This is a genomic window from Kitasatospora sp. NPDC058444 (assembly GCF_042721415.1).
GTDB lineage: Bacteria > Actinomycetota > Actinomycetes > Streptomycetales > Streptomycetaceae > Kitasatospora.
This window is the reverse complement of the sequence record NZ_JBHXLL010000023.1, coordinates 16,639-42,056: the sequence shown is the minus strand read 5'-3', so window position 1 is coordinate 42,056 and position 25,418 is coordinate 16,639. Positions and strand designations below refer to the sequence as shown.

The window sequence follows — 25,418 nt, the reverse complement described above, 5'->3', positions numbered from 1 at the left end:
CGCGAGGGCCGTCTGCGGTGACCGCGGGTCAGGTCCAGGCCCCGCCGCCGTCCCCGCCGCCGGAACCGGCCCCGGCCGCGGGCCCGCCCCGGACGGGGTGCCACTCGACCAGCAGGATCGTGGCGTCGTCCCGCAGCCGGTGGTCCTGATGGGTGACCAGGTCGTGGATCAGGTGGCGCAGGGCCTCCGGGGCGGGCTCCCCGCCGGCCATGTGCTGGACGAGGGTCTGGGCCAGGCGCTGTTCGCCGAAGAGCTCACCGGCGGCCGAGCGGGCCTCGGTGACTCCGTCGGTGTGGACCAGCACCCGGTCGCCGGGCTGGAGCCGGGCCCGGTGGACGGGCAGTGCCTCGTGCTCGTGGAAGCCGAGCCCGAGCGGCAGTCGGGCCGGCCGTTGCAGGGCGCCGGTCACCACGCGGCGGTCACGGATGAGCAGGGGCGCAGGGTGGCCGCAGTTGATCCAGGACAGCTCTCCGCTCGCGGTGTCCAGGTCGGCGATCACGGCGGTGAGCAGCCGGTCCGGAATCCACCGGACCAGTGCCTGGTCGATGGTCCGGGCGATGTCGGACAGACCACCGCCGGCCCGCCGCGTGGAGCGGCAGGCCGCGAGCGCGACGGAACTGGCCCCGCCGGACGCGAGGTCGTGGCCCATGGCGTCGAACACGGACAGGTGCAGCCGGCTTCCGGCCGTGGCGTGGTCGAAGGCGTCGCCGCCCACGTCGTAGGCGGGTTCCAGGACGGCGCTGGAGGTGACGTCCCGGGTGCCGATGGTGCGCGGCGGGAGGAAGGACCACAGCAGCTCGGCCTGGAGGCTCATCGGTTGCCCGCGGGTGAGCTCGACGATGAAGTCGCTGTACGAGCTCTTCGAGACGAGCAGCAGCGCGACCAGTGAGGCCAGCGCTTCGCAGCACTCGGCCATGACCTCGTCCAGTTCCTCGGCCTCGACCCGCAGGACGCCGATCCGCTCGATCCCGTCGACCAGCGGGAACCAGCCCGTCGCGGGCTCTCCGGCGGACAGGTGGGTCCGCTGCAGCCGGTAGGCCCGGCCACCGAGCGTGCCCTGGACCTCGATCCGGTGTCCGGCCTCCCCGGGCCCGGGCCGGGCCCGGACCGCCGGGTCGGGCAGTGCGACCAGGTACCGCTGCTGGACGTCGGCGAGGAAGACCTGCGCGCCGTCGGCGCCGAGCTCGCGGGCTGCGTCCCGGACCAGGCCGTACAGCTCCCGGGGCGCGAGCGCGCGAGAACGGACGAGTACCCGGGCGAGCACCTCGCCCAGGTCGGCGCGGTCACCTCTCATCACCTGGAACCTCCTGCGGACCGGCGTCTACCCGGTCGGCGTCCGTCCATCCGGTCCGCCCGGTCCACCGGGCTGCCCCGGGCCGCCGCGCGGGCCGCGCTCATCCGCACGCCCCGGACGCCACGGCGGTGCGGCCGCCCGGGGCGTGCCGGCGTGGAGGGACGCCGCCGGACACGGGCGGGGAGACGGACCCGTGTCGGAGGCCGACCGGGAGCACTGGGAGCAGGTCGGCGGCGCCCAGCCGGGCGTAACCGTCCCGGCGGACCCCGGCGCGACATCCTGATCGTCGGCATCGCCCCCTGCACGCCCGGGCTGTAGGCGCCCTGCGTCCCGGGCCCGAGGTGACACGGCGGTTCCGATCGAGGGTGACTCAGCCGTAGAGCGCCACCCTGGGCTCGACCGTTCCCTGGGCCGGCGCCGTCCCGACGACGGTGATCCGGTAGCGCTCGGTCAGGGTGTGGTGGCCGTGCAGGACGAGCTTGGCCGAGGCGAGCCGGGTGTACAGCGTGCCGGTCTGGCTGGCGAGCGGCAGGGTGCGCCAGTGGCCGTCGGTGGAGAGCACTTCGAGCCGGATGCTCGCCGGGTCGAGGAACGGCCCGTTCGCGGGGGACTCGATGAGGACCTGCGGCGCCACCGTGCGGTCGGCCGAGGAGTCGTTGCGGTAGGAGACGGTGATCACCCGCTGCGCGTGGTCGGGCGGCAGCGGGGAGGCGGGCAGTTCGACGAAGCCGGTCGGCGGGGCGCCGGCCGCGGTCGGGGTGCCGGTCGCCGCCTGGGCCGGGGCGGTGAGCAGGGCGGTCGGCACGGCGGCGAGGGCCGCGGCCAACGCCAGACTCCGACGGGGGAACTTCGGGGTGCGCATGGCGCCTCCTTCGGCCGGCGGACGGGGCACGCGGGTGCGCCGACCGGTCCGGTCAGGTCCGTACGGCACCACCCTGCCCCCTCACCCGGAAAGCCGCACGCCGTGAGCCGGCGGCGGGCCGGCGGGGGCCGGGCCGCGGGGTGGGGAGCGGGGTGGGGAGCGGTGCTCGCACTGGGCCGAACGTGCGAGCGCCGGAGCGGTGGGGCCGGGGCACCGCCCGTGCCGGGACCGGGCCCCTTACCTTGGGCCCAGCCTCCGACCGGCGGCCGCGCGCCGCGCGGAGTGCCCGAAGGCCGGGGCCGGGTCGAGGGAAGGGGAGGGACGGCTTGCGGGCACGTTCGGTGGAGGAGCCGGAGCAGCCGATGCCGATCCTGATCCGGTACGGTCACCGCTCCTGGCTGGTGCCGCTGGCGGTGTTCGCGCTGGTGGTGGGCGTGGACGCGGCCACGCCCGCGACCTTCGCGTCCGTCAGCTGGCTGGTCATGGTCCCCGTGGCGGCCGCCGGGCTCTGCGGGCCGGTGGTCACCGGGCTGTTCGCCCTCCTCGCCGTCGCCGCCTATCCGGCCCTGGACAGCCTCTGGGGCAAGACCCAGGGGATCGAGGACTTCCTGCTGGTGATCGCGGGGGCCGTCCTCTCGGTGCCGATCAGCGTCTTCCGCGCCCGGGCCGCCGACTACGTCCGCCACCTCCAGGGCGCGGCCGAGACCACCCGGCAGGTGGTGCTGCGCCCGGTGCCCCCGGGCTGGGGCGGGGTGGACTCGGCGGCGCGCTACCTGGCCGCGGACGTCGAGGCCCGGGTGGGCGGCGACTTCTACGACGTGCTGGCCACCCCGTTCGGGGCGCGGGTCATCCTCGGCGACGTCCAGGGCAAGGGGCTGCCGGCGGTGTCCGCGGCGGCGGCCCTGGTGGGCTGCTTCCGGGAGGCCGCCTTCCACGAGCGTGACCTCGCCACCGTGGCGGGCTGGATGGAGGAGCGGCTGCTCCGGCAGAACCTGCTGGCGGAGCGGCTGGGGGAGCGGGAGGAGCGGTTCGCCACCGCGGTGGTCCTCTGGTTCCGCGCCGACGCGCCCGGGGAGGTGGAGGTGGTCAACTTCGGCCACGACAGCCCCCACGTCCTCGGCCCCGCGGGCGTGCGGCAGCTGCCGCCGGGCGACGGGGCGCCGATCGGGCTGGCGGAGCTGGCCGGCGGGCTGCCGGAGGTGCGCCGGGTGCGCCTGGGCCCGGGCGAGACGGTCCTGATCGTGTCGGACGGCGTGACCGAGGCCCGCGACCGTACGGGCGCCTTCTTCTCCCTGCGCGCCCACCTGGACCGGCTGGCCGGCGGCCCCGGGACGCTCGACCCGGGGCGGCTGGTCGACGAGGTGGCCGCCGCGGTCGTCCGGCACACCGGCGGCCGGCTGACGGACGACACCGCCCTGCTCGCGGTCCGGACGCCCCCGGTGGAGTCGGCGGCCGCGGCCGGCCGCGGCCCCGGGCTCGGCTGATCGCGCGGGTCGCCATGAGGTGCCGGTTCACCGGGCTCCACGGCGTCGCGGGCCTCGACCGGCGAGCGCGTCCCCGTCCGGCGGAGCGCGCTCGACGGGAACGGCAGCCCCACTTCCGTCGGCAGGCCGTCGGATCCCCCGCCCCGGCTCAGGCCGGGGGGACGGGCCGCAGCCGGTAGGCGTCCCCGTGGGCGACGACGTGGCCGGCGGTGGGCGGGGCGAAGTGGGTGCCGAGCAGCAGGGTGTCGGTGCCGGCGAGGGAGTCGAGCAGGGCGCGGCGGGTGGCTTCGGAGCGCTGCGGGTCGATGTCGACGCAGGCGCCGACGGCGGGGTGGGCGAGCTGGACCGGGTGGTGGAGGCAGTCCCCGGTGATCAGCGCCGTGCGGCCCCGGCTGGTCAGTTCGACGGCGACGTGTCCCGGGGTGTGGCCGGGGGTGGGGAGCAGGCGCAGGCCCGGGGCGATCGCCAGGCCCCCGGCGGGGACGTCGACCAGGTCCAGCAGGCCGGCCCGCTCGACCGGGAGCACCGAGTCGCGGAACATCAGGGCGCGTGCCTCGTCCATGGCGTAGCCGGCCCAGAACTCCCGTTCGGCGCGGGTGGTGAGGTGGCGCGCGCGGGGGAAGGTGGGCACCCAGTCGCCGTCCACCTCCCGGGTGTTCCAGCCGACGTGGTCGGCGTGCAGGTGGGTGAGGACCACCAGGTCGACGGAGTCCGGCGGGAACCCGGCGGTGGCGAGGCGCCGCAGGTAGTCGGTGCGCAGGCCGTGCCAGGCCGGGTTGGCGCGCTGTTTGCCGTTGCCGATGCCGGTGTCGACGAGCACCCGCAGCCCGTCCAGCTCGAAGGCGAAGCTGTGGCTGTCCAGGCGCAGCGCGCCGTCGGCGTCGGCGAAGTCGGGGTGCAGCCAGTCCTGGCCGGCCACCGTCCCGGGGGTGGCGTCGGGCAGTAGCCACCGTCCGGTCGCGGGCGGCAGCGGGATCTCGTCGATGCGGTGGACGGTGACGTCGCCGACCGTCCAGGAGGGGGTACGGGTGCTGGGCATGGGGCCGGCTCCTCTGCCGTAAAAGCCATTTGTTTGCGTTAAGGAGAGCCTAGGACCTACAGTCGCGTTAACGCAATTCCTTGGCTTTTGGTGAAGGGGCGTCCCGCCTCCGCGAGCCCACCCCTGCGAGCCGCCCCCGCAAGCCCGACCCGCCGCCCACGATCAGGAGCGCACCCATGTCCTCCGTCGAACTCACCCCGTCCGAGGCCGCCCGCTGGGCCGCCCGGGCCGGACTCGACCTGCCGCCCGAGCGCCACGCCGCGGTGGCGGCCACCGCCGAACACATCCAGTCCGTCGTCGCCGTCCTGCGGGAGCTGGACCTCGGGGACACCCCGCCCGGCGCCGCCTACCGCGCGGAAGCGGAGCACCTCGACGCGGAGGAGCGGCCCGATGCAGCCGTATGAGCTGAGCCTCGGCGCCGCCGCGACGCGGATCCGGGAACGGCGGCTGTCCCCGGTCGAACTGGTCGACTCCGTCCTCGACCGCATCGACCGGGTGGAGCCGCGCCTCGGCGCCTACGTCACCGTCGCCGCCGAACAGGCCCGCGAGGCGGCGCGCCGGGCCGAGTGGGAGATCGCGCGGGGCCGGTACCGGGGGCCGCTGCACGGCGTCCCGGTCGGACTCAAGGACCTGATCGACGTCGCCGGAACACCCACCAGCGCCAGCTCCCGGGTCCGGGACGGCCACCGCGCGACCGCCGACAGCACGGTCGCCGCCCGGCTGCGGGCCGCCGGCGCGGTCCTGGCCGGCAAGACCCACACCCACGAGTTCGCCTACGGCCTGACCACCCCGCAGACCGGCAACGCCTGGGACCCCGACCGGGTCGCCGGAGGCTCCAGCGGCGGGTCCGCCGTCGCGGTGGCCGCCGGGGCGGCGACCTTCGCCCTCGGCACCGACACCGGCGGCTCGATCCGGGTGCCCGCCGCGCTGAACGGGGTCGTCGGCCTCAAACCCACCTACGGGCTGGTGCCCCGCCACGGCGTCACCTCGCTGTCCTGGTCGCTCGACCACGTGGGCCCGATCACCCGCACCGTCGAGGACGCGGCCCTGGCCCTGGCCGCCCTCGCCGGGCACGACCCGCGCGACCCCGCCTCGCTGGCCGCCCCCGCCGTCGACTACCGGCCCGAGCGGGATCCGGACCTGACCGGCGTGCGGGTCGGCGTGCCGAACACCTACTACCTCGACCGCGTCGACGAGGAGGTCGCCTCCGCCGTCCACCGCGCCGTCGCCCAGCTGGAGGCACTCGGCGCCCGGCCCGTCGAGGTGGAGATCCCGATGGCCCGCTACCTCGTGCCCACCCTGTGGGGCCTGACGGCGCCCGAGGCCGCCGCCTACCACGCGCGCACGCTGCGCACCGTCCCCGAGCTGTACCAGGCGGACGTCCGGGTCCTGCTGGAGGCCGGCGAACTGATCGGCGCGGGCGACTACCTGCGTGCCCAGCGCGCCCGGACGCTGATCCGGCAGGCGTGGGCGCGGGTCCTGGCGGAGGTCGACGTGATCGCCGCCCCGACCGTGCCGACGACGGCGGTGCGGGTCGGCCAGGAGACGGTCACCTGGCCGGACGGCACCACCGAGAGCGTCTCGGACGCCTACGTCCGGCTCTCCGCCCCGGCCAACGTCACCGGGGTGCCCGCGCTGTCCGTCCCGGCCGGCCACGACGCGGCGGGCCTGCCGATCGGCCTGCAACTGCTCGGGCGGCCGCTCGGCGAACGGACGCTGCTGCGGGTCGGCCACGCCTTCGAGCGGACACGGCCCGCGCGGGTGCTCGCACCGGTGGTCTGAGCGGGCCCCCGGGGCCTGGAGCGGCCGGAGTCCCGGGGCCGTGCCCGGGCCCGTCCAAACGCAAAGGCGGCGCTTTAGGATGGCGGTATGAGTCCTCGGCAGATGGTCCGCCCGGGCGGGCGCAGCGCCCGCGTCCAGGAGGCGGTGCACGCCGCGGTGCGCGAGTTGCTGGCGGAGGTGGGCCGTGAGGCGCTCACCGTGCCGATGGTCGCCCAGCGGGCCGGTGTCACCCCGTCGACGGTGTACCGGCGCTGGGGCGACCTGGCCGAGCTGCTGTCCGACGTCGCGGTGGAGCGGCTGCGCCCCGACAGCGAGCCGGAGGACCACGGCGGCCTGCGCGCCGACCTCACCGCCTGGGCCGAGCAGTTCCTCGACGAGATGGCCTCCGCCTCCGGCCGCGCCTACGTCCGCGACGCCCTGCTCGGCGCCCCGGACGGCGGCAACGCCGGCCGGTGCTCGGACTACGCCGCCGACCAGCTCGCCCTGGTCCTCGCCCGCGCCCGTGCGCGCGGCGAGGACGCCCCCGGGGTCGAGACCGCCATGGACCACCTCGTCGCGCCCCTGATGTACCGGATCCTCTTCCGCCCCGCCGGCCTCGGCCCCGACCACGCCCGCCGCCTGGTCGCCGACCTGCTCGGCACACCGTCCCGCGCATCGGACTGACGGAACGTCAATCACCTTTCCCCCGCGGCACATGCGCGGAACGCGGCTGATGGCACCGTCCGCTCGACCATGGGTTAGCCTCCTCGTGGCGTGATCACATGCCGATCTCGACGTGGGGGGAATCGCATGGCAATCGGACGACGGCGACTTCTCGGCTCCGTCGCACTCGCCGCCCTCGCCGCACCCGTCCTGGCCAGGGGGAGCGCGACCCGCGCGGTCGCGGCCGAGGGCACGGGGACGGCCGGGGGCGCTTCCGCGCGGGTACGACGCCCACCGCCTTCGGCGACTGGCAGGTCCTGCCGCTGTAGTCCCCGCCCGGCGGCCGGCCGCGAGCACCTCCGGTCGGCCGCCCGGGCCGCCGGCATCGCGGGCCGTCGGGCCGTCAGCGCCCGCCCATGAGGCGGTACATGCCGATCGAGTCGTGGGTGGCGGTGTCCGCGAAGCCGAACTTCTCGTAGAGGAAGCGCGCCGGGCCGTCCGCGATCAGCGAGACGTACGCGGTGGCGGGGGCCCGGCGTTCCAGCTCCTCGGTGAGGGCTGCCATGATGCGCCTGCCGAGACCGCGGCCCTGGTGCGCGGGGTGGACGCAGATGTCGGTGACCTGGAACGCGGTGCCGCCGTCGCCGATGATCCGCCCCATGCCGATGGGTTCGCCCTCGTGGTGGAGGACCACGCCGTACCAGGTGTTGGGCAGGGCGAGCGCGACCGCCTCGGGGGCTTTGTCGGAGAGGCCGGCGTCGGTGCGCAGGCGGCGGAAGACCTCGACGGTGGGCACGCCGGGGCGAAGCTCGTAAGGGTCACCTGAGATATTCATGGCTTACATGCTACCCGGTCGGCCCGGCCGCCCGGCTCCGGCCGCTCGGGTGAACGCGCGGCACGACATGCCGGACGGCGCGGGGGGCCGTGAGGGCGGAAGCGATGATCGCCGGGTTCCCGGAGCACCACCCCGTCGGAGGCGGACATGCGGATTCTTCTCCTCGCCAGCGCGTTCAACAGCCTCAGCCAGCGGCTGCACGCCGAACTGCGCGACCGTAGCCACAGCGTGAACGTCCAACTGGCGGGTGACGACGAGGAGTTGCTCGATGCCGTGCGCAGACTGAAGCCCGACCTGCTGCTCGCCCCGATGCTGCGCACGGCGATCCCGCGGGAGCTCTGGTCGCAGCTCACCTGCCTGATCGTCCACCCCGGCCCGCCGGGCGACCGCGGCCCGTCCTCCCTCGACCGGGCGATCCGGGAGGGCCGCACCGAGTGGGGCGTCACGGTGCTCCAGGCCGAGGCGGAGATGGACGCCGGGCCGGTCTGGGCCTGGGCGCCCTGCCGGCTGCCCGGGTACGGCAAGAGCGACCTCTACCGCAACGAGGTCTCCGACGCCGCGGTGGCGGCCGCCCTGCTCGCCGTGGAGCGCTTCGCCTCGGGCACCTACGCACCGCAGCCGCAGTCCGGCCCCGGCTGGAGCGCCACCGTGCGCACCCGGCCCGCCCTGCGCCAGCAGGAGCGCCGGATCGACTGGGCGGCCGACAGCACCGAGACGGTGCTGCGCGGGCTCCGGGCCGCGGACTCCCGGCCCGGGGTGCTCGACGAGCTGTGCGGCGGCACGTGGTACCTCCACGGCGGGCACCGCGAGCCGGTGCTGCGCGGCTGCCCGGGCGAGCTGCTCGCCACCCGGGCCGGAGCCCTCTGCCGGGCCACCACGGACGGTGCCGTCTGGATCCCCGAACTCCGCCGCCACACCCCCGGCGGCCCGGCGGGCATCAAGCTCCCCGCCGTGACGGCGCTCGGCGGCCTGCTCCCCGCCCTGCCGGAACTGGCGGCGCCCCTGATGCCGGAGGGGGAGGACGGCCCGGTCTGGTCGGACCTCCGCTACCGCGAGGACGGCCCGGTGGGCTTCCTGCGCTTCTCCTTCCCGGGCGGCGCGATGTCCACCGGCCACTGCCGCCGCCTGCTGGCCGCCTACCGCTTCGCCCTCGCCCGCCCGACCTCGGTGCTGGTGCTCGGCGGCGGCCGGGACTTCTTCTCCAACGGCATCCACCTCAACGTGATCGAGGCCGCGGCGGACCCGGCCGTCGAATCCTGGGACAACATCACCGCGATGGACGAGGTCGTCGACGCGGTGCTCACCACCACCGACCGGCTGGTGGTCGCCGCCGTCGGGGGCAACGCGGCGGCCGGCGGGGTGATGCTGGCGCTGGCGGCGGACGAGGTGTGGTGCCGCGGCGGCTCCGTCCTCAACCCCCACTACCGGCTGATGGGGCTGCACGGGTCGGAGTACTGGACGTACACCCTCCCGCGCCGGGTCGGCGCGGCGACGGCCGAGCGGCTGACCCGCCAGGCGCTGCCGGTCTCCGCGGCCACCGCCGAGCGGATCGGCCTGGTCGACCGGGTGCTCGCCTGCGGGCCGGAGGAGTTCGGGCCCGCCGCGGCCCACCTGGCCGGGCTGCTCGCCGCCTCGCCCACCACCCAGCGGCGGATCGCGGCGAAGAAGGCCGCACGCGAGGCCGACGAGCGGACGAAACCGCTCGACGCGTACCGGGAGGAGGAGCTCGCGGTGATGCACCGGCAGTTCTTCACACCCGAATCGCCGTATCACGCGCTGCGTTCCGCATTCGTCCGCAAGCGCCCGGTGCCGACTGGGACCGCCACCCGATCGTGACCCGAACGGCCCTGCCGGGCTTGCCTCCCCGGGCCCCGGCTCGCGCCGCGCGGACCGGCGCCCGGCCCGGACCGTTGCTATGACTGGCTTCGAGCCATTCCCTTCGGCTCCCATCCCCGAGGAGGCGTCCTCATGGGTGCTGCAACCGCTGCAACGACTGCAACAGCTGCAACAACCGACACCGACGTGGTGCACATTCTCTGGATCAACGCGGGCCTCAGCTGCGACGGCGACTCCGTCTCGCTCACCGCCGCGATGCAGCCCAGCATCGAGGAGATCGTCACCGGCGCGCTGCCCGGCCTGCCCAGGGTCGCGGTGCACTGGCCGCTGATCGACTTCGAATGCGGCCCGGTCCAGGGCGCGGACAACTTCGTCGAGTGGTTCTTCAAGGCCGACCGCGGCGAGATCGAGCCGTTCGTGCTGGTCGTCGAGGGGTCCATCCCCAACGAGAAGATCAAGAAGGAGGGCTACTGGTGCGGCTTCGGCGACGACCCCGCCACCGGACAGCCCATCACCACCAGCGAGTGGCTGGACCGGCTCGCCCCGAAGGCGACCGCCGTGGTGGCGATCGGCACCTGCGCCACGTACGGCGGCATCCACGCGATGGCCGGCAACCCGACCGGCGCCATGGGCGTGCCGGACTACCTCGGCTGGGACTGGAAGTCCAAGGCCGGACTGCCGATCGTCTGCGTGCCGGGCTGCCCGATCCAGCCCGACAACTTCGCCGAGACCCTCACCTACCTGCTGTACCAGCTGGCCGGCTCCGCGCCGATGATCCCGCTGGACGACAAGCTGCGGCCCGCCTGGCTGTTCGGCGCCACCGTGCACGAGGGCTGCGACCGCGGCGGCTACTACGAGCAGGGGCAGTTCGCCACCGACTACGGCACGCCCGAGTGCCTGGTGCGGCTCGGCTGCTGGGGCCCGGTCGTGAAGTGCAATGTCGCCAAGCGCGGCTGGACCAACGGCATCGGCGGCTGCCCGAACGTGGGCGGCATCTGCATCGCCTGCACCATGCCGGGCTTCCCGGACAAGTTCATGCCCTTCATGGACCCGCCGCCCGGTTCACGGATCTCCTCCGGTGCCAGCAGCGCGTACGGCTCACTGATCCGCCGGCTGCGCGCGGTCACGCTGAACACCCTGGACAAGGAACCGAAGTGGCGTCACACCGGCCGCCACCTGACGACGGGCTACCGCCCGCCCTGGTGACCGCCGTGGGGCCGCACACCGCCCGGTGTGCGGCCGCCGCCGACCCCCGCCCGCTCACCGACCCGCCCGCTCGCCGACCTCCGCCCGCCCGCCGGGGCCCGCTCCCGGAGACGCCGGGGCCCGATCCCAGAGACAAGGACACGACAGCAACGATGGCAACACCGACCACCAGGGCGGCCGGCGACGGCAGCGGCCTGACCGAGATGTCCTGGGACCCGATCACCCGGATCGTGGGAAGCCTGGGCATCCACACGAAGATCGACTTCAAGCAGAAGCGGGTCGCGGAGTGCTACAGCACCTCCTCGGTCTTCCGCGGCTACAGCGTCTTCATGCGCGGAAAGGACCCCCGCGACGCCCACTTCATCACCAGCCGGATCTGCGGGATCTGCGGTGACAACCACGCCACCTGTTCCGTCTACACCCAGAACATGGCGTACGGGGTGAAGCCCCCTCACCTGGGCGAGTGGATCATCAACCTCGGCGAGGCCGCCGAGTACATGTTCGACCACAACATCTTCCAGGAGAACCTGGTCGGCGTCGACTACTGCGAGAAGATGGTCCGCGAGACCAACCCCGGCGTCCTGGAGCAGGCCGAGCGCACCGAGGCCCCGCACGCCGGCGACCACGGGTACCGGACGATCGCCGACATCATGCGCTCGCTCAACCCCATCGAGGGCGAGTTCTACCGCGAGGCGCTCCAGGTCAGCCGCTACACCCGGGAGATGTTCTGCCTGATGGAGGGCCGCCACGTGCACCCCTCCACGCTCTACCCGGGCGGTGTCGGCACCGTCGCCACGGTGCAGCTGTTCACCGACTACCTGACCCGGCTGATGCGCTACGTCGAGTTCATGAAGAAGGTCGTTCCGCTGCACGACGACCTCTTCGACTTCTTCTACCAGGCCCTGCCCGGCTACGAGGAGGTCGGCCGGCGCCGGGTCCTGCTCGGCTGCTGGGGCAGCCTCAACGACCCCGACCACTGCGACTTCACCTACCGCAACATGACGGACTGGGGTCGGCGGATGTTCGTCACCCCCGGCGTCGTGGTGGACGGCAAGCTCGTCACCAACGACCTGACGCGGATCAACCTGGGCATCCGGATCCTGCTCGGCAGCTCCTACTACGAGGACTGGCAGGGCAAGGACCTCTTCGTCACCCACGACCCGCTGGGCAACCCCGTCGACCCCCGGCACCCGTGGAACCAGCACACCATCCCCGCCCCGCAGAAGCGGAACTTCGACGACAAGTACAGCTGGGTGATGTCCCCGCGCTGGTTCGACGGCAAGGACCACCTCGCCCTCGACACCGGCGGCGGCCCGATCGCCCGCCTGTGGTCCACCGCCCTGTCCGGGCTGGTCGACATCGGCTACGTCAAGGCCACCGGCCACAGCGTGCTGATCAACCTGCCCCGCTCGATGACCAAGCCCGAGGTCACCTTCGAGTGGAAGATCCCGCAGTGGAGCAACGCCATCGAGCGCAACCGCGCCCGCACCTACTTCCAGGCGTACGCGGCCGCCGCCGCCCTGCACTTCGCCGAGAAGGCGCTCGACGAGGTCCGCGCCGGGCGCAGCCAGACCTGGGAGCGCTTCGAGGTGCCCGACGAGTCGATCGGCTGCGGCTTCACCGAGGCCGTGCGCGGCGTGCTCTCGCACCACATGGTGATCCGCGACGGCAAGATCGCGAACTACCACCCGTATCCGCCCACCCCGTGGAACGCCAGCGTCCGGGACAGCTACGGCACGCCGGGACCGTACGAGGACGCGGTGCAGAACACCCCGATCTTCGAGGAGAACCCGCCGGAGACCTTCAAGGGCATCGACATCATGCGCGCGGTGCGCAGCTTCGACCCCTGCCTGCCCTGCGGCGTGCACATGTACGTCGGCGGCGGGCGCACCATGCAGACCATGCACGTGCCCACCGGTCTGAGCGGGCTCACCGCATGACGGCCGAGCAGACCGGGCAGCGGATCCAGCAGGCCCTGGACGACCTGGCCGGCAGCGGCGCCGAGCAGGCGGGCGAGCAACTCGTCCGGGAACTCATGGAGTTCTACGGCCAGGGCCTGGCCAGGATGGTCCCGGCGCTGCCCCCGCCCGCGCTGGAGCGGATGCTGGACGACCCGGCCGTGGCCGGGCTGCTGCTCCTGCACGACCTGCACCCCGAGGACCTCCCCGCCCGGATCGACCGGGCGCTGGCCGCCCTGTCCGAGCGGGTCGAGGTGACCGGCTTCGACCCGGCCACCGGTGTCCTGCGGCTGCGCCGCACGGCCACCGGCTGCGGCTGCGGCGAACAGGACGTGGCGGCCGTCCTCGCCTGCCACGCGCCCGAGGTGACGGCCGTGGAACTGGAACGCGCCCCGCAACTGCTCCAGATCGGCACCCGTCCGCCGCAGCCCGCGGAGGCGCGATGAACACCCGCCGGATCTCCCGCGACGGCACCGCCCTGCTGCACCGGTTGCGCGAACCGGCCCCGCCGCGCCCCGAGCAGTGCGCCTTCTGCGGCCGGGACCTGCCCACCGGCCACCGCCACCTGGTGGACGTCGAGGAGCGCGCCCTGGCCTGCGCCTGCACCGCCTGCGGCCTGCTGTTCCAGCAGCCGGGCGCGGCCGGCGGCCGCTTCCGCACCGTGCCGGACCGCTACCTCGCCGACCCGGACGACGAGTTGGACCAGCAGGCCTGGTCGGTGCTGGGCATCCCGGTCGGCACCGCCTTCCTGTTCCGCAACACGGTGATGGACCAGCTGCTCGCCTTCTACCCCGGCCCGGCCGGCGCCACCGAGAGCGAGCTGGACGAGCGGGCCTGGCAGCGCGCCCTCGGCGGCAGCCGACTGGCCGACGCCCTGGAACCGGACGTGGAGGCGCTGCTGCTGCGCCGCACCGAGGAGGGCGTGGCGTGCTTCCTGGTGCCGATCGACGTCTGCTACGAGCTGGTCGGGCGGCTGCGGCGGTGCTGGCACGGCTTCGACGGCGGCGCCGAGGCGCGGGCCGAACTCGACGCGTTCTTCGCCCGGCTGGCCGACCGGGCCCGCCCGCTGCCCGCGGAGGTGACGGCGTGACGGCGCTCGGCTTCGACTGCACCGGCGTGCGCTCCGACCCGTACGCGGCCGGGCCGACCCTGGTGTTCCGGCTGCGCGTCACGGCCCCGGCCGACACCCGGGTGCACGCCCTCGCCCTCCAGTGCCAGCTGCGGATCGAACCGGGCCGCCGGCCGTACGGCGACGCCGAGGGCGAGCGGCTGGCCGATCTGTTCGGCGAGCGGCGGCGCTGGGCGACCACGCTCAACCCGGTCCAGTTCGCCACCGTCCCGCTGCTGGTGCCCGGCTTCACCGGCGGGACGGAGATCGACCTCGCGGTGCCCTGCACCTACGACCAGGACGTCGCCTCGGCCCGCTACTTCCGGGCGCTGGACGGCGGCGAGGTGCCGCTGCTGCTGCTCTTCTCCGGCACCGCTTTCGCCGGCCCCGGCGGCTTCCAGGTCAGCCCGGTCTCCTGGGACCGGGAGGCCAGGGTGCGGATGCCGGTCCGGGTGTGGCGGGAGGCGATCGACCGGCACTTCCCCGGCAGCGGTTGGCTGCGGCTGCCGGAGGACGTCATGGACGAGCTGCTGGCCTACCGCTCCCGGCGGGCCCTGCCCTCCTGGGAGGCGACGGTGCGCGAGCTGCTCGCGGCGGCCGCCGTCGAGGGGACGGTCCGGTGAGCGGCTTCCCGGAGCGGATCGAGCGCGGCTTCGCGGCCGCCCGGCAGATCGCCGACGCGGTGCTGCTGGAGGGCTACGTGCTCTACCCGTACCGCGCCTCGGCGGCCAAGAACCGGCTGCGCTGGCAGTTCGGCGTCCTGGTGCCGCCCGAGTACACCGCCGTGGGCGGCGAGCACTCCCACCAGCGCACCGAGTGCCTGATGGAGGCGCGCGGCGGGGACCGGCTGGCGGTCGAGCTGCGCTTCCTGCGGGTCCAGCGGCGCACCGTCGAACGGGCCACCGCCGCCGGCTTCGAGTCGGTGGAGCGGCTGGAGCTGGCCGACCGGGACCTCGTCGAGTGGGACGAGGGAGTCGAGGAGCGGGTCGAAATCCTGGTCCCGGTCGAGGAGTTGGAGGGCGAAGGGGTGCAGCGGCCGTTCCGGCTGCCCGGCGTCGGCGAGACCGGGCTGGTGCACGAGGACGGCGCCGTCGTCGGCCGGCTGGTGCGGCGGCGCGAACAGGTCGACGGACTGCTCTGGCTGCGGGCCGAGGAGGTGCCCGGCCCCTACCGGGCGCAGAAGCTGACCGTGGAGCTGGAGAACACCTCCCCCTGGCGGCCGCCCCGCGGGGCCACCCGCGACCAGGCGCTGCCGCGCTCGCTGGTCTCCGCCCACCTGCTGCTCGGGCTGGAGTACGGCCCCTTCCTGTCCGTCACCGACCCGCCCGAGTGGGCCCGCCCGGCGGTCGAGCGGTGCCGCAACGAGCGCACCTGGCCGGTCCTGGCCGGGCCGGAGGCCGAGCGCGGGGTGGTGCTGTCCTCGCCGATCATCCTGGAGGACCACCCGCGGGTCGCCCCGGAGAGCCTCGGCACGCTGTACGACGCCACCGAGATCGACGAGATCCTCGCGCTGCGGACGGCCGCCCTGACCGAGGAGGAGAAACGGGAGGCCCGCGGCACCGACGAGCGGGCCGGCGCGGTGATCGACCTGGCCGAGTCCATGCCCCCAGAGGTTCTGGAGCGGCTGCACGGGGCGATCCGCGGGCTGCGCGAGGTCACCGGTGGCGGCGGCGCCGAAGGGGCCGAACAGCCCTGGTGGGACCCGGGCGCCGACCCGGAGGTGGACCCCGAACGGGACCGGGTGCTGGTCGACGGCCACGAGGTCGGTGCCGGCAGCCGGGTGCTGCTGCGGCCCGGCCTGCGGCGCACCGACGCCCAGGACCTCTTCCTGGACGGGCGGACCGGCATCGTGGAGGCGGTGCTGCACGACCTCGACGGCTCGGTGCACCTGGCCGTCACGGTGGAGGACGACCCGGGCGCCGACCTGTGGCGGGCCCAGGGGCGCTTCCGCTACTTCCAGCCCGACGAGGTCACGCCGCTGGAGGGATCGTGACGGGTCCGAGCGCCCAGGGCGTGACGGGGGCGACCGGAGGGGGCGTGACGGGCTCGACGGTGCTGGTCGCCGGGGTGGGCAACATCTTCCTCGGCGACGACGGCTTCGGGGTCGAGACCGTACGGCGGCTGTCCGCCCACCCGCTGCCGGCCGGCGTCGAGGTGGCCGACGTCGGCGTGCGCGGCGTGGACCTCGCGTACCGGCTGCTCGACGGCCACCGCACCGCCGTCCTGGTGGACGCCACCTGCCGGGGCGGGGTGCCCGGCACCGTCTACCTGATCGAGGCGGACGCCGGCCGGCCGCTGGAGGTACCGGTCCTGGACGGGCACCGAATGGGGCCGGACGCCGTCCTGGCGCTGCTGGCCACGCTCGCCGCCGGCACCGGCGGCCGGCCGCCCGAGCGGGTGCTGGTGGTCGGCTGCGAGCCGGCCTCGCTGGAGGAAGGCATCGGGCTGAGCGAGCCCGTCGCCGCCGCCGTGGAGGAGGCGGTCCGAGTGGTCCTGCGGGTCGTGGACGAGGCCGCGCAGCCGGAGAAGGAGACAACACCATGCTGAGGAAACTGTTCTGCGTCGCCCTGCTGGCGGCAATCGGCGCACTGCTCTGGCAGAGCCTGCCGGACATCAAGCGGTACCTGCACATCTCCCGGATGTAGACGGATGCGACCGTACGTGACGCGATGCGGGGCGCGCGTTGCTGCGAACGGCGCAGCCCCGCGTGCGGTGGCGGCGCGGCTGCGGGCCGACGCCGCCACCGCGCCCTGTAATGGGGCGCGTTGCCGCGCCCGGCCCGGGAAGGGACCCATGCACGAGATGTCGATCGCCGAAGCCGTCGTCGAGCAGGTGGACACGGCCGCGCGCGAACACGGGGCCCCCGGGGTGGCGCGCGTACGCCTGCGGGTGGGGGAGCTGGCCGGTGTGGTACCAGAGGCCCTCGACTTCTGCTTCGAACTCGCCTGCGCCGGAACGCTGGTGGCGGGCGCGGTGCTGGAGACCGAATCCGTCCCGGCCCGGGCCCGCTGCACCCCCTGCGCGGTCGAGTGGGCGGTCGGCATGCCGCCGGACCTCGGCTGCCCGAGCTGCTGCGGCGGTGGCGGCGTCGAGCTGCTGGCCGGCCGCGAGCTGCAGATCCTCGACGTCCAGTGGGCCGAAGCCGGGGACGTCCGGGCCCAAGCCGGGGACGTCCGGGCCCAAGCCGGGGACGTCCGGGCCGAGGTCCGGGACGTCCGGGCCGAACAGAAAGGCTGATGCCGATGTGCCGCACGGTCGACCTCCGTCAGGCGGTCCTCGCCCGCAACGACGACAGCGCCCGCCGGCTGCGCGAGGTGCTGGACGCGCGGGGGACGGTCGCGGTGAACCTGCTGTCCAGCCCCGGCAGCGGAAAGACCGCGCTGCTGGAGGCCGAGCTGGCGCTGGCCCGGCGGCGCGGGGTGAAGGTCGCCGCCCTGACCGCCGACCTCGCCACCGAGAACGACGCCCGCAGGCTGGCCCGCTCGGGCGCCCCGGTGAAGCAGGTGCTCACCGACGGGCTCTGCCACCTGGAGGCGCGGATGCTCGCCGGGCACCTGGACGGCTGGCTGCCGGCCGACTGTCGCCTGCTGTTCGTCGAGAACGTCGGCAACCTGGTCTGCCCGGCCGCCTACGACCTCGGCGAGACGCTGCGGGTGGTGCTGGCCTCGGTGACCGAGGGCGAGGACAAGCCGCTCAAGTACCCGACGGCCTTCGGGTTGGCCAACCTGGTGCTGGTGACCAAGGCGGACCTCGCCGCGGCGGCCGAGTTCGACGAGGCGGCGTTCCTGGCCAACGTCCAGCGGGTCAACCCCGGGGTGACGGTGCTCCACACCTCCGCCCGGACGGGCGAGGGCGTCGGGGCGCTGCTGGACCGGGCGCTGGCCGTGCTGGACGGGGCCGAACCGCACTGGCCGGTGATGTCGGCGGCGGTGCCGCACGACCACGGGCACGGGGATGATCACGACCACGACCACGACCACGACCACGGGCACGGGCACGGGCACGGGGATGGCCATGGCCACCAGCACGCCCACTCCGCCGCGGGGGAGAACGCGTGACGGCCGGTCACCCCGGCCTCGACCGCCGGCGGGTCGCCGTCCGCGGCCTGGTGCAGGGGGTCGGCTTCCGCCCGTTCGTCCACACGCTGGCCGGTGAACTCGGCCTGGCCGGCACCGTCACCAACACCGGGGAGGGCGTCCTGGTCGAGGTCGAGGGCAGCCCGGACGCCCTGGACGCCTTCTGCCGCCGCGTGGCCGGCGACGCCCCGCCGCTCGCCCAGGTGCACTCGGTGGAGCAGGCCCCGCTCGCCGCCACCGGCGCCACCGGCTTCCGCATCGTCCCGTCCAGTCCCGACGGCCCCCGCACCACCCTAATCCCGCCCGACACGGCCGCCTGCGCCGACTGCCTGGCCGAACTCGCCGACCCGGCCGACCGGCGCCACCGGCACCCCTTCATCAGCTGCACCAACTGCGGCCCCCGGCACACCATCGTCACCGGCCTCCCGTACGACCGGGCCAACACCACCATGGCCGGCTTCCCGATGTGCCCGGACTGCGCCCGGGAGTACACCGACCCCGCCGACCGCCGCTTCCACGCCCAGCCCGTCGCCTGCCACGCCTGCGGGCCCGCCCTCGCGCTGACCGAGCCCGGACGGACCCGACTGGCCGGGGAACGGGCCCTGGCGCAGGCCCGGCGGCTGCTCGCCGACGGCGCGATCCTCGCCGTCAAGGGCATCGGCGGCTACCACCTCGCCTGCGACGCGCGCGACCCCGCCGCCGTCGCCCTGCTGCGCCGGCGCAAGCGGCGCGCCCACAAGCCCTTCGCCGTGATGGCCCGCGACCTCGCCACCGTCGAACGCCTGCTCCCCGTCGGCCCGGTCGAGCGGGAACTGCTCACCGGGCCCGTACGGCCGATCGTCCTGCTCCGCCGCACGGGCCTGCCGGTGCCCGAGGGGGTGGCCCCGGGCAGCCCCGACCTCGGGGTGATGCTCCCGTACACCCCGCTGCACCACCTGCTGCTCGCCGCCCCCGGGCCGGACCTGCTGGTGATGACCAGCGCCAACCTCTCCGGCGAGCCGATCGTCACCGAGGACCGGGAGGCGCTGGAGCGGCTCGCCCCGCTGGTCGACGGCTGGCTCACCCACGACCGGCCCATCCACGTCCCGTGCGAGGACTCGGTGGTGCGGGTGGTGGACGGGGAACAGCTGCCGCTGCGCCGTTCGCGCGGGTACGCGCCGCTGCCGATCCCGCTGCCGGTGCCCGTCCGACCCGTCCTGGCCGTCGGCGGAGACCTCAAGAACACCTTCGCGCTGGCCCGGGACGGCTACGCCTGGCTGTCCGGCCACATCGGTGACATGGACGACCTGGCCACCCTGCGGGCCTTCGACCGGGCGGTCGAGCAACTCGGCTCGGTCACGGGCGTGCGGCCCGAACTGCTGGCCGCCGACCGGCACCCCGGCTACCGCTCGCTGCGGCACGCCGAGCGGACGGCCGCCGGCCGGCCGGTGCACCGGGTGCAGCACCACCACGCCCACGTCGCCGCGGTGATGGCCGAGCACGGCCTGGACGGCGGCCGGCCGGTGCTCGGGGTGGCCTTCGACGGCACCGGCTACGGCGAGGACGGCGCGATCTGGGGCGGCGAGGTGCTGCTGGCCGACTACGACGGGTTCCGCCGCCTCGCCCACCTCCGGTACGTGCCGCTGCCCGGCGGCGACGCGGCCGTCGAGCGCCCCTACCGGACGGCGCTCGCCCACCTGCGCGCCGCCGGGCTGCCCCGGCTGCCGCAGCTGCCGCCGGTCCGGGCCTGCGAGGGCGAGGAACTACGGTTGTTGGAACGGCAGTTGGAGCGGAACCTGAACTGCGCGCCGACCTCCAGCATGGGCCGGCTGTTCGACGCGGTGTCCTCGCTCGCCGGGATCTGCCAGCGGGCCGGCTACGAGGCCCAGGCGGCGGTCGAACTGGAGGCGGCGGCCTGCGAGTTCGCCCTGTCGGCGGCTCCGAGGGTCCCGGCGGACGGCTACGCGTTCGGCCTGTCGGCGGCCCCGGAGGCCCCGGCGGACGGCTGGATCGCCGACCCCGGGCCGGTGCTGGCCGCGGTGGTGGCCGACGTGACCGCGGGTGCGCCCGCGGGGCTGGTCGCCGCCCGCTTCCACCGCGCGGTGGCCGCACTGGTCCGGCGGGTCTGTGCCGCCGCCCGGGAACGGCACGGCACCACCACGGTGGCGCTCAGCGGCGGGGTCTTCGCCAACGCGCTGCTCTCCTCGGCCTGCGCGAGCGGCCTCGGGGAGGACGGCTTCACCGTACTGCGGCACCGCCGGGTGCCGCCCAACGACGGAGGGCTGGCGCTGGGTCAGCTGATGGTGGCCGCCCGGTCGTCGGCCGCCCGAGAGGAGTGAGCGCGGATGTGCCTGGCGGTGCCCGGCAGGGTGACGGAGATCGGGGAGCGGGACGGGACCAGGATGGCGGTGATGGACTTCGGCGGCGTGGTCAAGGACGTCTGCCTGGAGTACCTGCCCGACCTGGCGGTGGGGGAGTACGCGATCGTCCACGTGGGGTTCGCGCTGCAGCGCCTGGACGAGGAGTCGGCCCGGCGCACCCTCGCCCTCTTCGAGGAACTCGGGCTGTTGCAGGAGGAGTTCGGCGACCCCTGGGAAGCCGCAGGGGCAGGGGCAGGGGCAGAGGCTGAGGAGGCCGGACGGTGAAGTACCTGGAGGAGTTCCGCAACCCCGAGCTGGCGGCCGGGCTGCTCGCCGACATCAGGGCGACGGTCACCCGGCCGTGGGCGCTGATGGAGGTCTGCGGCGGCCAGACGCACAGCATCATCCGGCACGCCATCGACCAACTCCTGCCGGAGGAAGTCGAGTTGATCCACGGGCCGGGCTGCCCGGTGTGCGTCACCCCGTTGGACATGATCGACCGGGCACTGGCGATCGCCGCCCGGCCGGGAGTGGTCTTCTGCTCCTTCGGGGACATGCTGCGGGTGCCCGGCACCGACCGGGACCTCTTCCGGGTCCGCGCCGAGGGCGGCGACGTCCGGGTGGTGTACTCCCCGCTCGACGCCCTGCGGATCGCCCGGGAGAACCCGGACAAGGAGGTGGTCTTCTTCGGCATCGGCTTCGAGACCACCGCCCCGCCGAACGCCATGGCCGTCCACCTGGCCAGGAAGCAGGGGCTGCGCAACTTCAGCATGCTGGTCTCGCACGTCCGGGTGCCCCCCGCGATCGAGGCGATCATGGACTCCCCGGACTGCCGGGTCCAGGGCTTCCTCGCCGCCGGACACGTCTGCAGCGTGATGGGCACCGCCGAGTACCCTGCGCTCGCGGAGCGCCACCGGGTGCCGATCGTCGTCACCGGCTTCGAACCGCTGGACATCCTGGAAGGCATCCGCCGTACCGTACGGCAGCTGGAACGCGGGGAGCACACCGTCGACAACGCCTACCCGCGGGCCGTCCGCCCGGAGGGCAACCCGGCGGCCCGCGCCATGCTGGAGGACGTCTTCGAGGTCGCCGACCGCGCCTGGCGGGGCATCGGGACGATCCCGCGCAGCGGCTGGCGGCTCTCGCCGCGCTACCGGGACCACGACGCCGAGCACCGCTTCGACGTCGCCGGGATCACCACCCGCGAACCCGCCGAGTGCCGCAGCGGCGAGGTGCTCCAGGGCCTGCTGAAGCCCCACCAGTGCGAGGCCTTCGGCACCGTCTGCACACCGCGCACGCCGCTCGGCGCCACGATGGTGTCCAGCGAAGGGGCGTGCGCGGCGTACTACCTGTACCGGCGGCTGGGCGTGCCGGGTACGACGTCCGTCCGGGTCGAGGAGGCGAGCCGCGTTGGCTGACACCGAACTGCTCACCGAAGCTCTGGCCGGACCGCCCACCCGAGCGCTCTCCGGACCGCCCGTCGAACCGGGCGCCGAGCGGCCCGACTTCTCCGGCTGGAGCTGCCCGCTGCCGCTGCGCGACCACCCCCGGGTGGTGATGGGCCACGGCGGCGGCGGGGCGCTCTCCGCCGAACTCGTGCAGAACCTCTTCGCGCCGGCCTTCGGCGGTCCGCTGCTCGCCGGGCTCGGCGACTCCGCCGTGCTGGAGCTGGGCGGCGCCCGGCTCGCCTTCTCCACCGACTCCTACGTGGTGCGGCCGCTGTTCTTCCCCGGCGGCTGCATCGGCGACCTCGCCGTCAACGGCACGGTCAACGACCTCGCCATGAGCGGCGCCCGGGCCGCCTACCTCTCCTGCGGCTTCATCCTGGAGGAGGGGGTGGAGACGGCCGTGGTGGACCGGGTCGCCAGGGCGATCGGCGCCGCCGCCCGTACCGCCGGGGTCGAGATCGCGACCGGGGACACCAAGGTGGTCGAGGCCGGGCACGGCGACGGCATCTACCTGAACACGGCGGGCATCGGGCTCGTCCCGGCCGGGGTCGACATCCGGCCCCAGCGCGCCCGGCCCGGCGACGTGGTGATCGTCAGCGGCCCGATCGGGCTGCACGGTGTGGCGATCATGAGCGTCCGGGAAGGGCTGGAGTTCGGCGTCGACGTGCGCAGCGACAGCGCGGCGCTCGGCGGCCTGGTCGAGGCGATGCTCGCGGCCACGGCCGACCTGCACGTGCTGCGCGACCCCACCCGGGGCGGCCTGGCGGCGGCGCTCAACGAGATCGCGGCCGCGGCCGGGGTGGGCGTCGTGCTCAGCGAGAGCGCCGTCCCCGTTCCGGAGGCGGTGGCCAACGCCTGCGCGGTGCTGGGCCTGGACCCGATGTACATCGCCAACGAGGGCCGGCTCGTCGCCTTCGTCCCGCGCGGCTCGGCGGACGCCGTGCTCGCCGCCATGCGCGCCCACCCGCTCGGCGCGGAGGCGGTGGTGATCGGCGAGTGCGTCGAGGAGCACCCGGGGATGGTCGTGGCCCGCACCGGCTTCGGCGGCACCCGCGTGGTCGACCTGCCGATGGGCGAACAGCTGCCGCGGATCTGCTGACGGCGCGTACGCCGATGGCGTGAGGGCCGGTGCCCCGGGAGGCTCCTCCCGGGGCACCGGCGCGTCGCGGGTACCGCTGTCGGCGGGCGGATCAGGAGGTGGTCTCGGCGGTGCAGGTGCCGAGCTGGTCGCCGGGCTGGATGGTGCCGTCGCCGAAGGTCTGGTTCATGACCGCGGCGAACTCGGGCAGGACGCTCATCCTGATGTCGGAGAGCGCGAGGTCGACCCGGGGCGGGACCACGGACTGCACGTCGGGGCTGATCTCGGGCCGGGTGGGGATGTCGTACACCGGGATGCGGGCACCCGCCGGGTCGCTGCTGGTCTGCACGACGAACGTGCTGTCGCCGGAGAGGCTGCCTTCGAGGTTGGAGACCTGCACGTAGTGGCCGGCGGCGTCGGTGAGGGTGAATCCGCCCTTGGCCGCCGTACGGATGTAGACGGAGTTCGCCAGGGAGACGGGGTTGCCGACGGCGGTGAGGTCGATGGTGACCGTCCCGGTGGCGTTGACGTCCCGGAAGGACGAGGTGCTGCCGCCCGGGGTGAGGGCCTTGAAGGTGACACCGTCCTTCGCCCAGGACAGCGTGCACTCGGCGCTTCCGGTGCTCATGTTCATGGTGACGGCGGCGCCCGCGAAGGCGACGTGGGCGAGGGCGAGAATGCCGGCGAGGCCCACGGCGACGGCGGCCATCCCCTTCGGGGAGAACGTTTTCGGGGACATCTGCGAGGACTCCTGGTGTGCCGGATGCTTCCCCCGGGCCCCAGCCTTCCGGGCCCGGGGGTGCCCGGCAATCCGGCTGAGCCCAGTAGCGTCATCACCCACGGTCACGGACGGGGCCCACCAGCGTTCCCCGGCCGACCTCACCGCAGCACGGACTCCAGGAAGTCGCTGCCCAGCCGGGCCACCACCGGGATGTCGAGCTGGTGGAGGACGTAACGGCCCCGGCGCTGGGTGCGGACCAGCCCGGCCTTCTTCAGCACGGCGAGGTGGCGGGAGACCTCCGGGGCGGTGATGCCGTACGCGTCGGCCAGCTCGCTCGTCGAGTACGCGCCGCGTGCGAGGTTGCGGCAGAGGCTCATCCGCACTGGATGGGTCAGCGCGTCCAGGCGCAGCTTGACCGTCTCCACCGGCTCGGTGCCGCCGACCTCGCGGGTGGCGGCCGGGTACTGGATCACGGGCTGCCAGCCCGGCCCGTACAGGGTGAAGAGGTGCGGCCAGCCGAAGACGGTCGGCAGCAGGGTGAGGGCGGTGCCGCGGGCCTCGGTGCGGCCCTGGACGAGCTTGTCGACGACGATCCGGCTGCCGTGCTCGTCCTCCTCCAGGCTCAGCGCCGGCGACGCCGCCGTGAGCGCCTCCGCCAGGCCCTTGCGGCGCAGCAGCTCGGTCTTGTGCTGGGCGTCGGCGGCGAGCTGGACGCGGACCCGGCGCCAGGTGTCGGCGAAGAACGCCTGGTCGCAGTCCTCCAGCAGGCGCCGGATCCAGGCGCGCATGGCGGTGGGTTCGGCGAGCATCCGCTCGACGAACGCCGCCTGGCGCGGGCCTCGGGCCGCCGCCAGGTCGAGCGCGCGGCGCCGTGACGATGCGTCGACCAGTGGGGACGGCAGGCCCTTGGGGTAGTGGCTGATGCTGCACGAGATCTCCAGGGCCGCGCCGACGAACTTCTCGTCGTCCATGCGGTCGAGGTCGTCCAGCTCCTCGGCGAGGGTGTCCCGGGGCCGGGCCGGCATCAGGAAGTCGGAGCGCGTCGACCTCCACATGAAGTCGGCCTCCAGCAGCCGGTCGGCCAGTTCCGGTTCGAGCGCGGCGGCGGTCGTCGTCGTCCACGCCTGCAGCCGGGCGTGGTGGGCGGGCTCGGCCAGCGCGTGCAGCGCGTTGCTCAGTTCGGCCAGGGGCGAGGGGCAGAAGGTGATCCGCTCGTGCGGCAGTCCGGTGATGTCAATGGTCACGCTCACCCCCCTATGGTGCAGGGCCGCTCCCGGGCCGGGTCGGGCGGGGGGAGCCGTCCCGTCATTTGACGGGGGTCGTCAATCGGCGGGACTTGTGGGGTGGCCGGGGTGCACGGTGGGCACATGAACGCACTGCAGCAGCACCTCTTCGACACCTACCGGGCCGCCCAGCACGCCGAGCCGGCCCCGCCGGCCCCCGGAACCCACGATGTCGCGGTGCTCCGTGCGGCCCGCGATCACCGCCGCTTCGAGGCCGTCCTCGCCGGCCGCCCCACCACCGGCCGCCTCCGCCTCGCCCTTCGCCTGGCCCTCCGCCGTCGGCGCCGGGCCGGGGCGTGGTAGCCGACCCCGGTGCGTCCGGCCGCGATGTCCTCGGCGGTCCTGCGTGTCGGACGGGCCGGGAGTGTGAGAGGACCCGGAAACGTGAGAGGACCCGGGAGCGTAGCCTGCTCCCGGGCCCCTGTTT

At 74.6% G+C, this 25,418-nt stretch carries 26 protein-coding genes; 20 read left to right on the top strand and 6 right to left on the bottom strand.

Features of this window, described 5'->3' with window-relative positions:
- Nucleotides 1–28 precede the first annotated feature (28 nt).
- Together ACFWP2_RS23490 and ACFWP2_RS23485 are read right to left on the bottom strand one after the other, a co-directional pair.
- A complete protein-coding gene (locus tag ACFWP2_RS23490) occupies nt 29–1,294 on the bottom strand; it encodes a PP2C family protein-serine/threonine phosphatase (RefSeq protein ID WP_380454474.1) in 1,266 nt (421 codons plus the stop codon).
- 370 nt (nt 1,295–1,664) lie between these two features.
- Entirely contained in the window at nt 1,665–2,156 is a 492-nt protein-coding gene (locus ACFWP2_RS23485; RefSeq protein WP_380454472.1) for a signal peptide protein, read from the bottom strand.
- Nucleotides 2,157–2,518: 362 nt separating this feature from the next.
- On the opposite strand from ACFWP2_RS23485, the gene ACFWP2_RS23480 reads away from it, so the two are divergent.
- Nucleotides 2,519–3,640 (top strand): PP2C family protein-serine/threonine phosphatase, encoded by a 1,122-nt coding sequence (locus ACFWP2_RS23480; RefSeq protein WP_380454470.1) that lies wholly within the window; start codon nt 2,519–2,521, stop codon nt 3,638–3,640.
- Between the two features lie 148 nt (nt 3,641–3,788).
- Here ACFWP2_RS23480 and ACFWP2_RS23475 read toward each other — a convergent pair whose 3' ends face one another.
- Nucleotides 3,789–4,679 (bottom strand): MBL fold metallo-hydrolase, encoded by an 891-nt coding sequence (locus tag ACFWP2_RS23475; protein ID WP_380454466.1) that lies wholly within the window; start codon nt 4,677–4,679, stop codon nt 3,789–3,791.
- A gap of 176 nt (nt 4,680–4,855) precedes the next feature.
- On the opposite strand from ACFWP2_RS23475, the gene ACFWP2_RS23470 reads away from it, so the two are divergent.
- The 3 genes from ACFWP2_RS23470 to ACFWP2_RS23460 all read left to right on the top strand — a co-directional run bounded on the left by ACFWP2_RS23470 (nt 4,856) and on the right by ACFWP2_RS23460 (nt 7,124).
- Nucleotides 4,856–5,083 (top strand): hypothetical protein, encoded by a 228-nt coding sequence (locus ACFWP2_RS23470; RefSeq protein ID WP_380454464.1) that lies wholly within the window; start codon nt 4,856–4,858, stop codon nt 5,081–5,083.
- On the top strand, nt 5,070–6,461 hold the full coding sequence (locus ACFWP2_RS23465) for an amidase (protein ID WP_380454462.1): 1,392 nt from the start codon (nt 5,070–5,072) through the stop codon (nt 6,459–6,461). The genes ACFWP2_RS23470 and ACFWP2_RS23465 overlap by 14 nt, the downstream gene beginning before the upstream one ends.
- A gap of 87 nt (nt 6,462–6,548) precedes the next feature.
- Nucleotides 6,549–7,124 (top strand): TetR/AcrR family transcriptional regulator, encoded by a 576-nt coding sequence (locus ACFWP2_RS23460; RefSeq protein ID WP_380454460.1) that lies wholly within the window; start codon nt 6,549–6,551, stop codon nt 7,122–7,124.
- A 382-nt stretch (nt 7,125–7,506) separates the two neighbouring features.
- Here the strand turns inward: ACFWP2_RS23460 and ACFWP2_RS23455 are convergent, their stop codons facing one another.
- Entirely contained in the window at nt 7,507–7,938 is a 432-nt protein-coding gene (locus tag ACFWP2_RS23455; RefSeq protein ID WP_380454458.1) for a GNAT family N-acetyltransferase, read from the bottom strand.
- Between the two features lie 147 nt (nt 7,939–8,085).
- Here ACFWP2_RS23455 and ACFWP2_RS23450 point away from each other — a divergent pair, with 147 nt between their 5' ends.
- The 15 genes from ACFWP2_RS23450 to hypE all read left to right on the top strand — a co-directional run bounded on the left by ACFWP2_RS23450 (nt 8,086) and on the right by hypE (nt 23,008).
- The gene (locus ACFWP2_RS23450; protein WP_380454456.1) at nt 8,086–9,774 is read left to right on the top strand and encodes a hydrogenase maturation protein; all 1,689 of its coding nucleotides are present in this window, start codon (nt 8,086–8,088) and stop codon (nt 9,772–9,774) included.
- 132 nt (nt 9,775–9,906) lie between these two features.
- Entirely contained in the window at nt 9,907–10,980 is a 1,074-nt protein-coding gene (locus ACFWP2_RS23445; protein WP_380454454.1) for a hydrogenase expression protein HypE, read from the top strand.
- 152 nt (nt 10,981–11,132) lie between these two features.
- Nucleotides 11,133–12,920: a nickel-dependent hydrogenase large subunit gene (locus ACFWP2_RS23440; protein WP_380454452.1), complete on the top strand. Its 1,788-nt coding sequence runs from the start codon at nt 11,133–11,135 to the stop codon at nt 12,918–12,920.
- Nucleotides 12,917–13,384, top strand: coding sequence for a thioredoxin (locus ACFWP2_RS23435; RefSeq protein ID WP_380454450.1), 468 nt, complete (start codon nt 12,917–12,919; stop codon nt 13,382–13,384). Before ACFWP2_RS23440 ends, ACFWP2_RS23435 begins: the two co-directional genes overlap by 4 nt.
- Nucleotides 13,381–14,028, top strand: a complete 648-nt coding sequence (locus ACFWP2_RS23430; RefSeq protein ID WP_380454448.1) for a DUF5947 family protein — start codon at nt 13,381–13,383, stop codon at nt 14,026–14,028. The genes ACFWP2_RS23435 and ACFWP2_RS23430 overlap by 4 nt, the downstream gene beginning before the upstream one ends.
- Nucleotides 14,025–14,669: a DUF6084 family protein gene (locus ACFWP2_RS23425; RefSeq protein ID WP_380454446.1), complete on the top strand. Its 645-nt coding sequence runs from the start codon at nt 14,025–14,027 to the stop codon at nt 14,667–14,669. Before ACFWP2_RS23430 ends, ACFWP2_RS23425 begins: the two co-directional genes overlap by 4 nt.
- Nucleotides 14,666–16,039 carry a hypothetical protein gene (locus tag ACFWP2_RS23420; protein WP_380454444.1) on the top strand — a complete coding sequence of 458 codons (1,374 nt, stop codon included), beginning with the start codon at nt 14,666–14,668 and terminating at the stop codon, nt 16,037–16,039. Before ACFWP2_RS23425 ends, ACFWP2_RS23420 begins: the two co-directional genes overlap by 4 nt.
- A 44-nt stretch (nt 16,040–16,083) precedes the next feature.
- Entirely contained in the window at nt 16,084–16,593 is a 510-nt protein-coding gene (locus tag ACFWP2_RS23415; protein WP_380454442.1) for a hydrogenase maturation protease, read from the top strand.
- Nucleotides 16,587–16,691, top strand: a complete 105-nt coding sequence (locus tag ACFWP2_RS23410) for a DUF6893 family small protein (protein WP_380454440.1) — start codon at nt 16,587–16,589, stop codon at nt 16,689–16,691. Before ACFWP2_RS23415 ends, ACFWP2_RS23410 begins: the two co-directional genes overlap by 7 nt.
- 148 nt (nt 16,692–16,839) lie before the next feature.
- On the top strand, nt 16,840–17,283 hold the full coding sequence (gene hypA, locus ACFWP2_RS23405) for a hydrogenase maturation nickel metallochaperone HypA (RefSeq protein WP_380454438.1): 444 nt from the start codon (nt 16,840–16,842) through the stop codon (nt 17,281–17,283).
- Between the two features lie 5 nt (nt 17,284–17,288).
- On the top strand, nt 17,289–18,104 hold the full coding sequence (gene hypB / locus ACFWP2_RS23400; protein WP_380454436.1) for a hydrogenase nickel incorporation protein HypB: 816 nt from the start codon (nt 17,289–17,291) through the stop codon (nt 18,102–18,104).
- The gene (hypF, locus tag ACFWP2_RS23395; protein WP_380454434.1) at nt 18,101–20,440 is read left to right on the top strand and encodes a carbamoyltransferase HypF; all 2,340 of its coding nucleotides are present in this window, start codon (nt 18,101–18,103) and stop codon (nt 20,438–20,440) included. Before hypB ends, hypF begins: the two co-directional genes overlap by 4 nt.
- Nucleotides 20,441–20,446: 6 nt before the next feature.
- Entirely contained in the window at nt 20,447–20,746 is a 300-nt protein-coding gene (locus ACFWP2_RS23390; protein WP_380454432.1) for a HypC/HybG/HupF family hydrogenase formation chaperone, read from the top strand.
- Nucleotides 20,743–21,879 (top strand): hydrogenase formation protein HypD, encoded by a 1,137-nt coding sequence (gene hypD / locus ACFWP2_RS23385; RefSeq protein WP_380454430.1) that lies wholly within the window; start codon nt 20,743–20,745, stop codon nt 21,877–21,879. The genes ACFWP2_RS23390 and hypD overlap by 4 nt, the downstream gene beginning before the upstream one ends.
- A gap of 109 nt (nt 21,880–21,988) precedes the next feature.
- Complete coding sequence (gene hypE / locus ACFWP2_RS23380; protein ID WP_380454598.1) at nt 21,989–23,008, top strand: hydrogenase expression/formation protein HypE; 1,020 nt, start codon at nt 21,989–21,991, stop codon at nt 23,006–23,008.
- A gap of 91 nt (nt 23,009–23,099) precedes the next feature.
- Here the strand turns inward: hypE and ACFWP2_RS23375 are convergent, their stop codons facing one another.
- Together ACFWP2_RS23375 and ACFWP2_RS23370 are read right to left on the bottom strand one after the other, a co-directional pair.
- A complete protein-coding gene (locus ACFWP2_RS23375) occupies nt 23,100–23,726 on the bottom strand; it encodes a hypothetical protein (protein WP_380454428.1) in 627 nt (208 codons plus the stop codon).
- Between the two features lie 140 nt (nt 23,727–23,866).
- Nucleotides 23,867–24,958, bottom strand: coding sequence for a DUF5937 family protein (locus tag ACFWP2_RS23370; RefSeq protein WP_380454426.1), 1,092 nt, complete (start codon nt 24,956–24,958; stop codon nt 23,867–23,869).
- Between the two features lie 117 nt (nt 24,959–25,075).
- Between ACFWP2_RS23370 and ACFWP2_RS23365 the strand changes: the two genes are divergently transcribed.
- Complete coding sequence (locus ACFWP2_RS23365) at nt 25,076–25,294, top strand: hypothetical protein (RefSeq protein WP_380454424.1); 219 nt, start codon at nt 25,076–25,078, stop codon at nt 25,292–25,294.
- Nucleotides 25,295–25,418 lie beyond the last annotated feature (124 nt).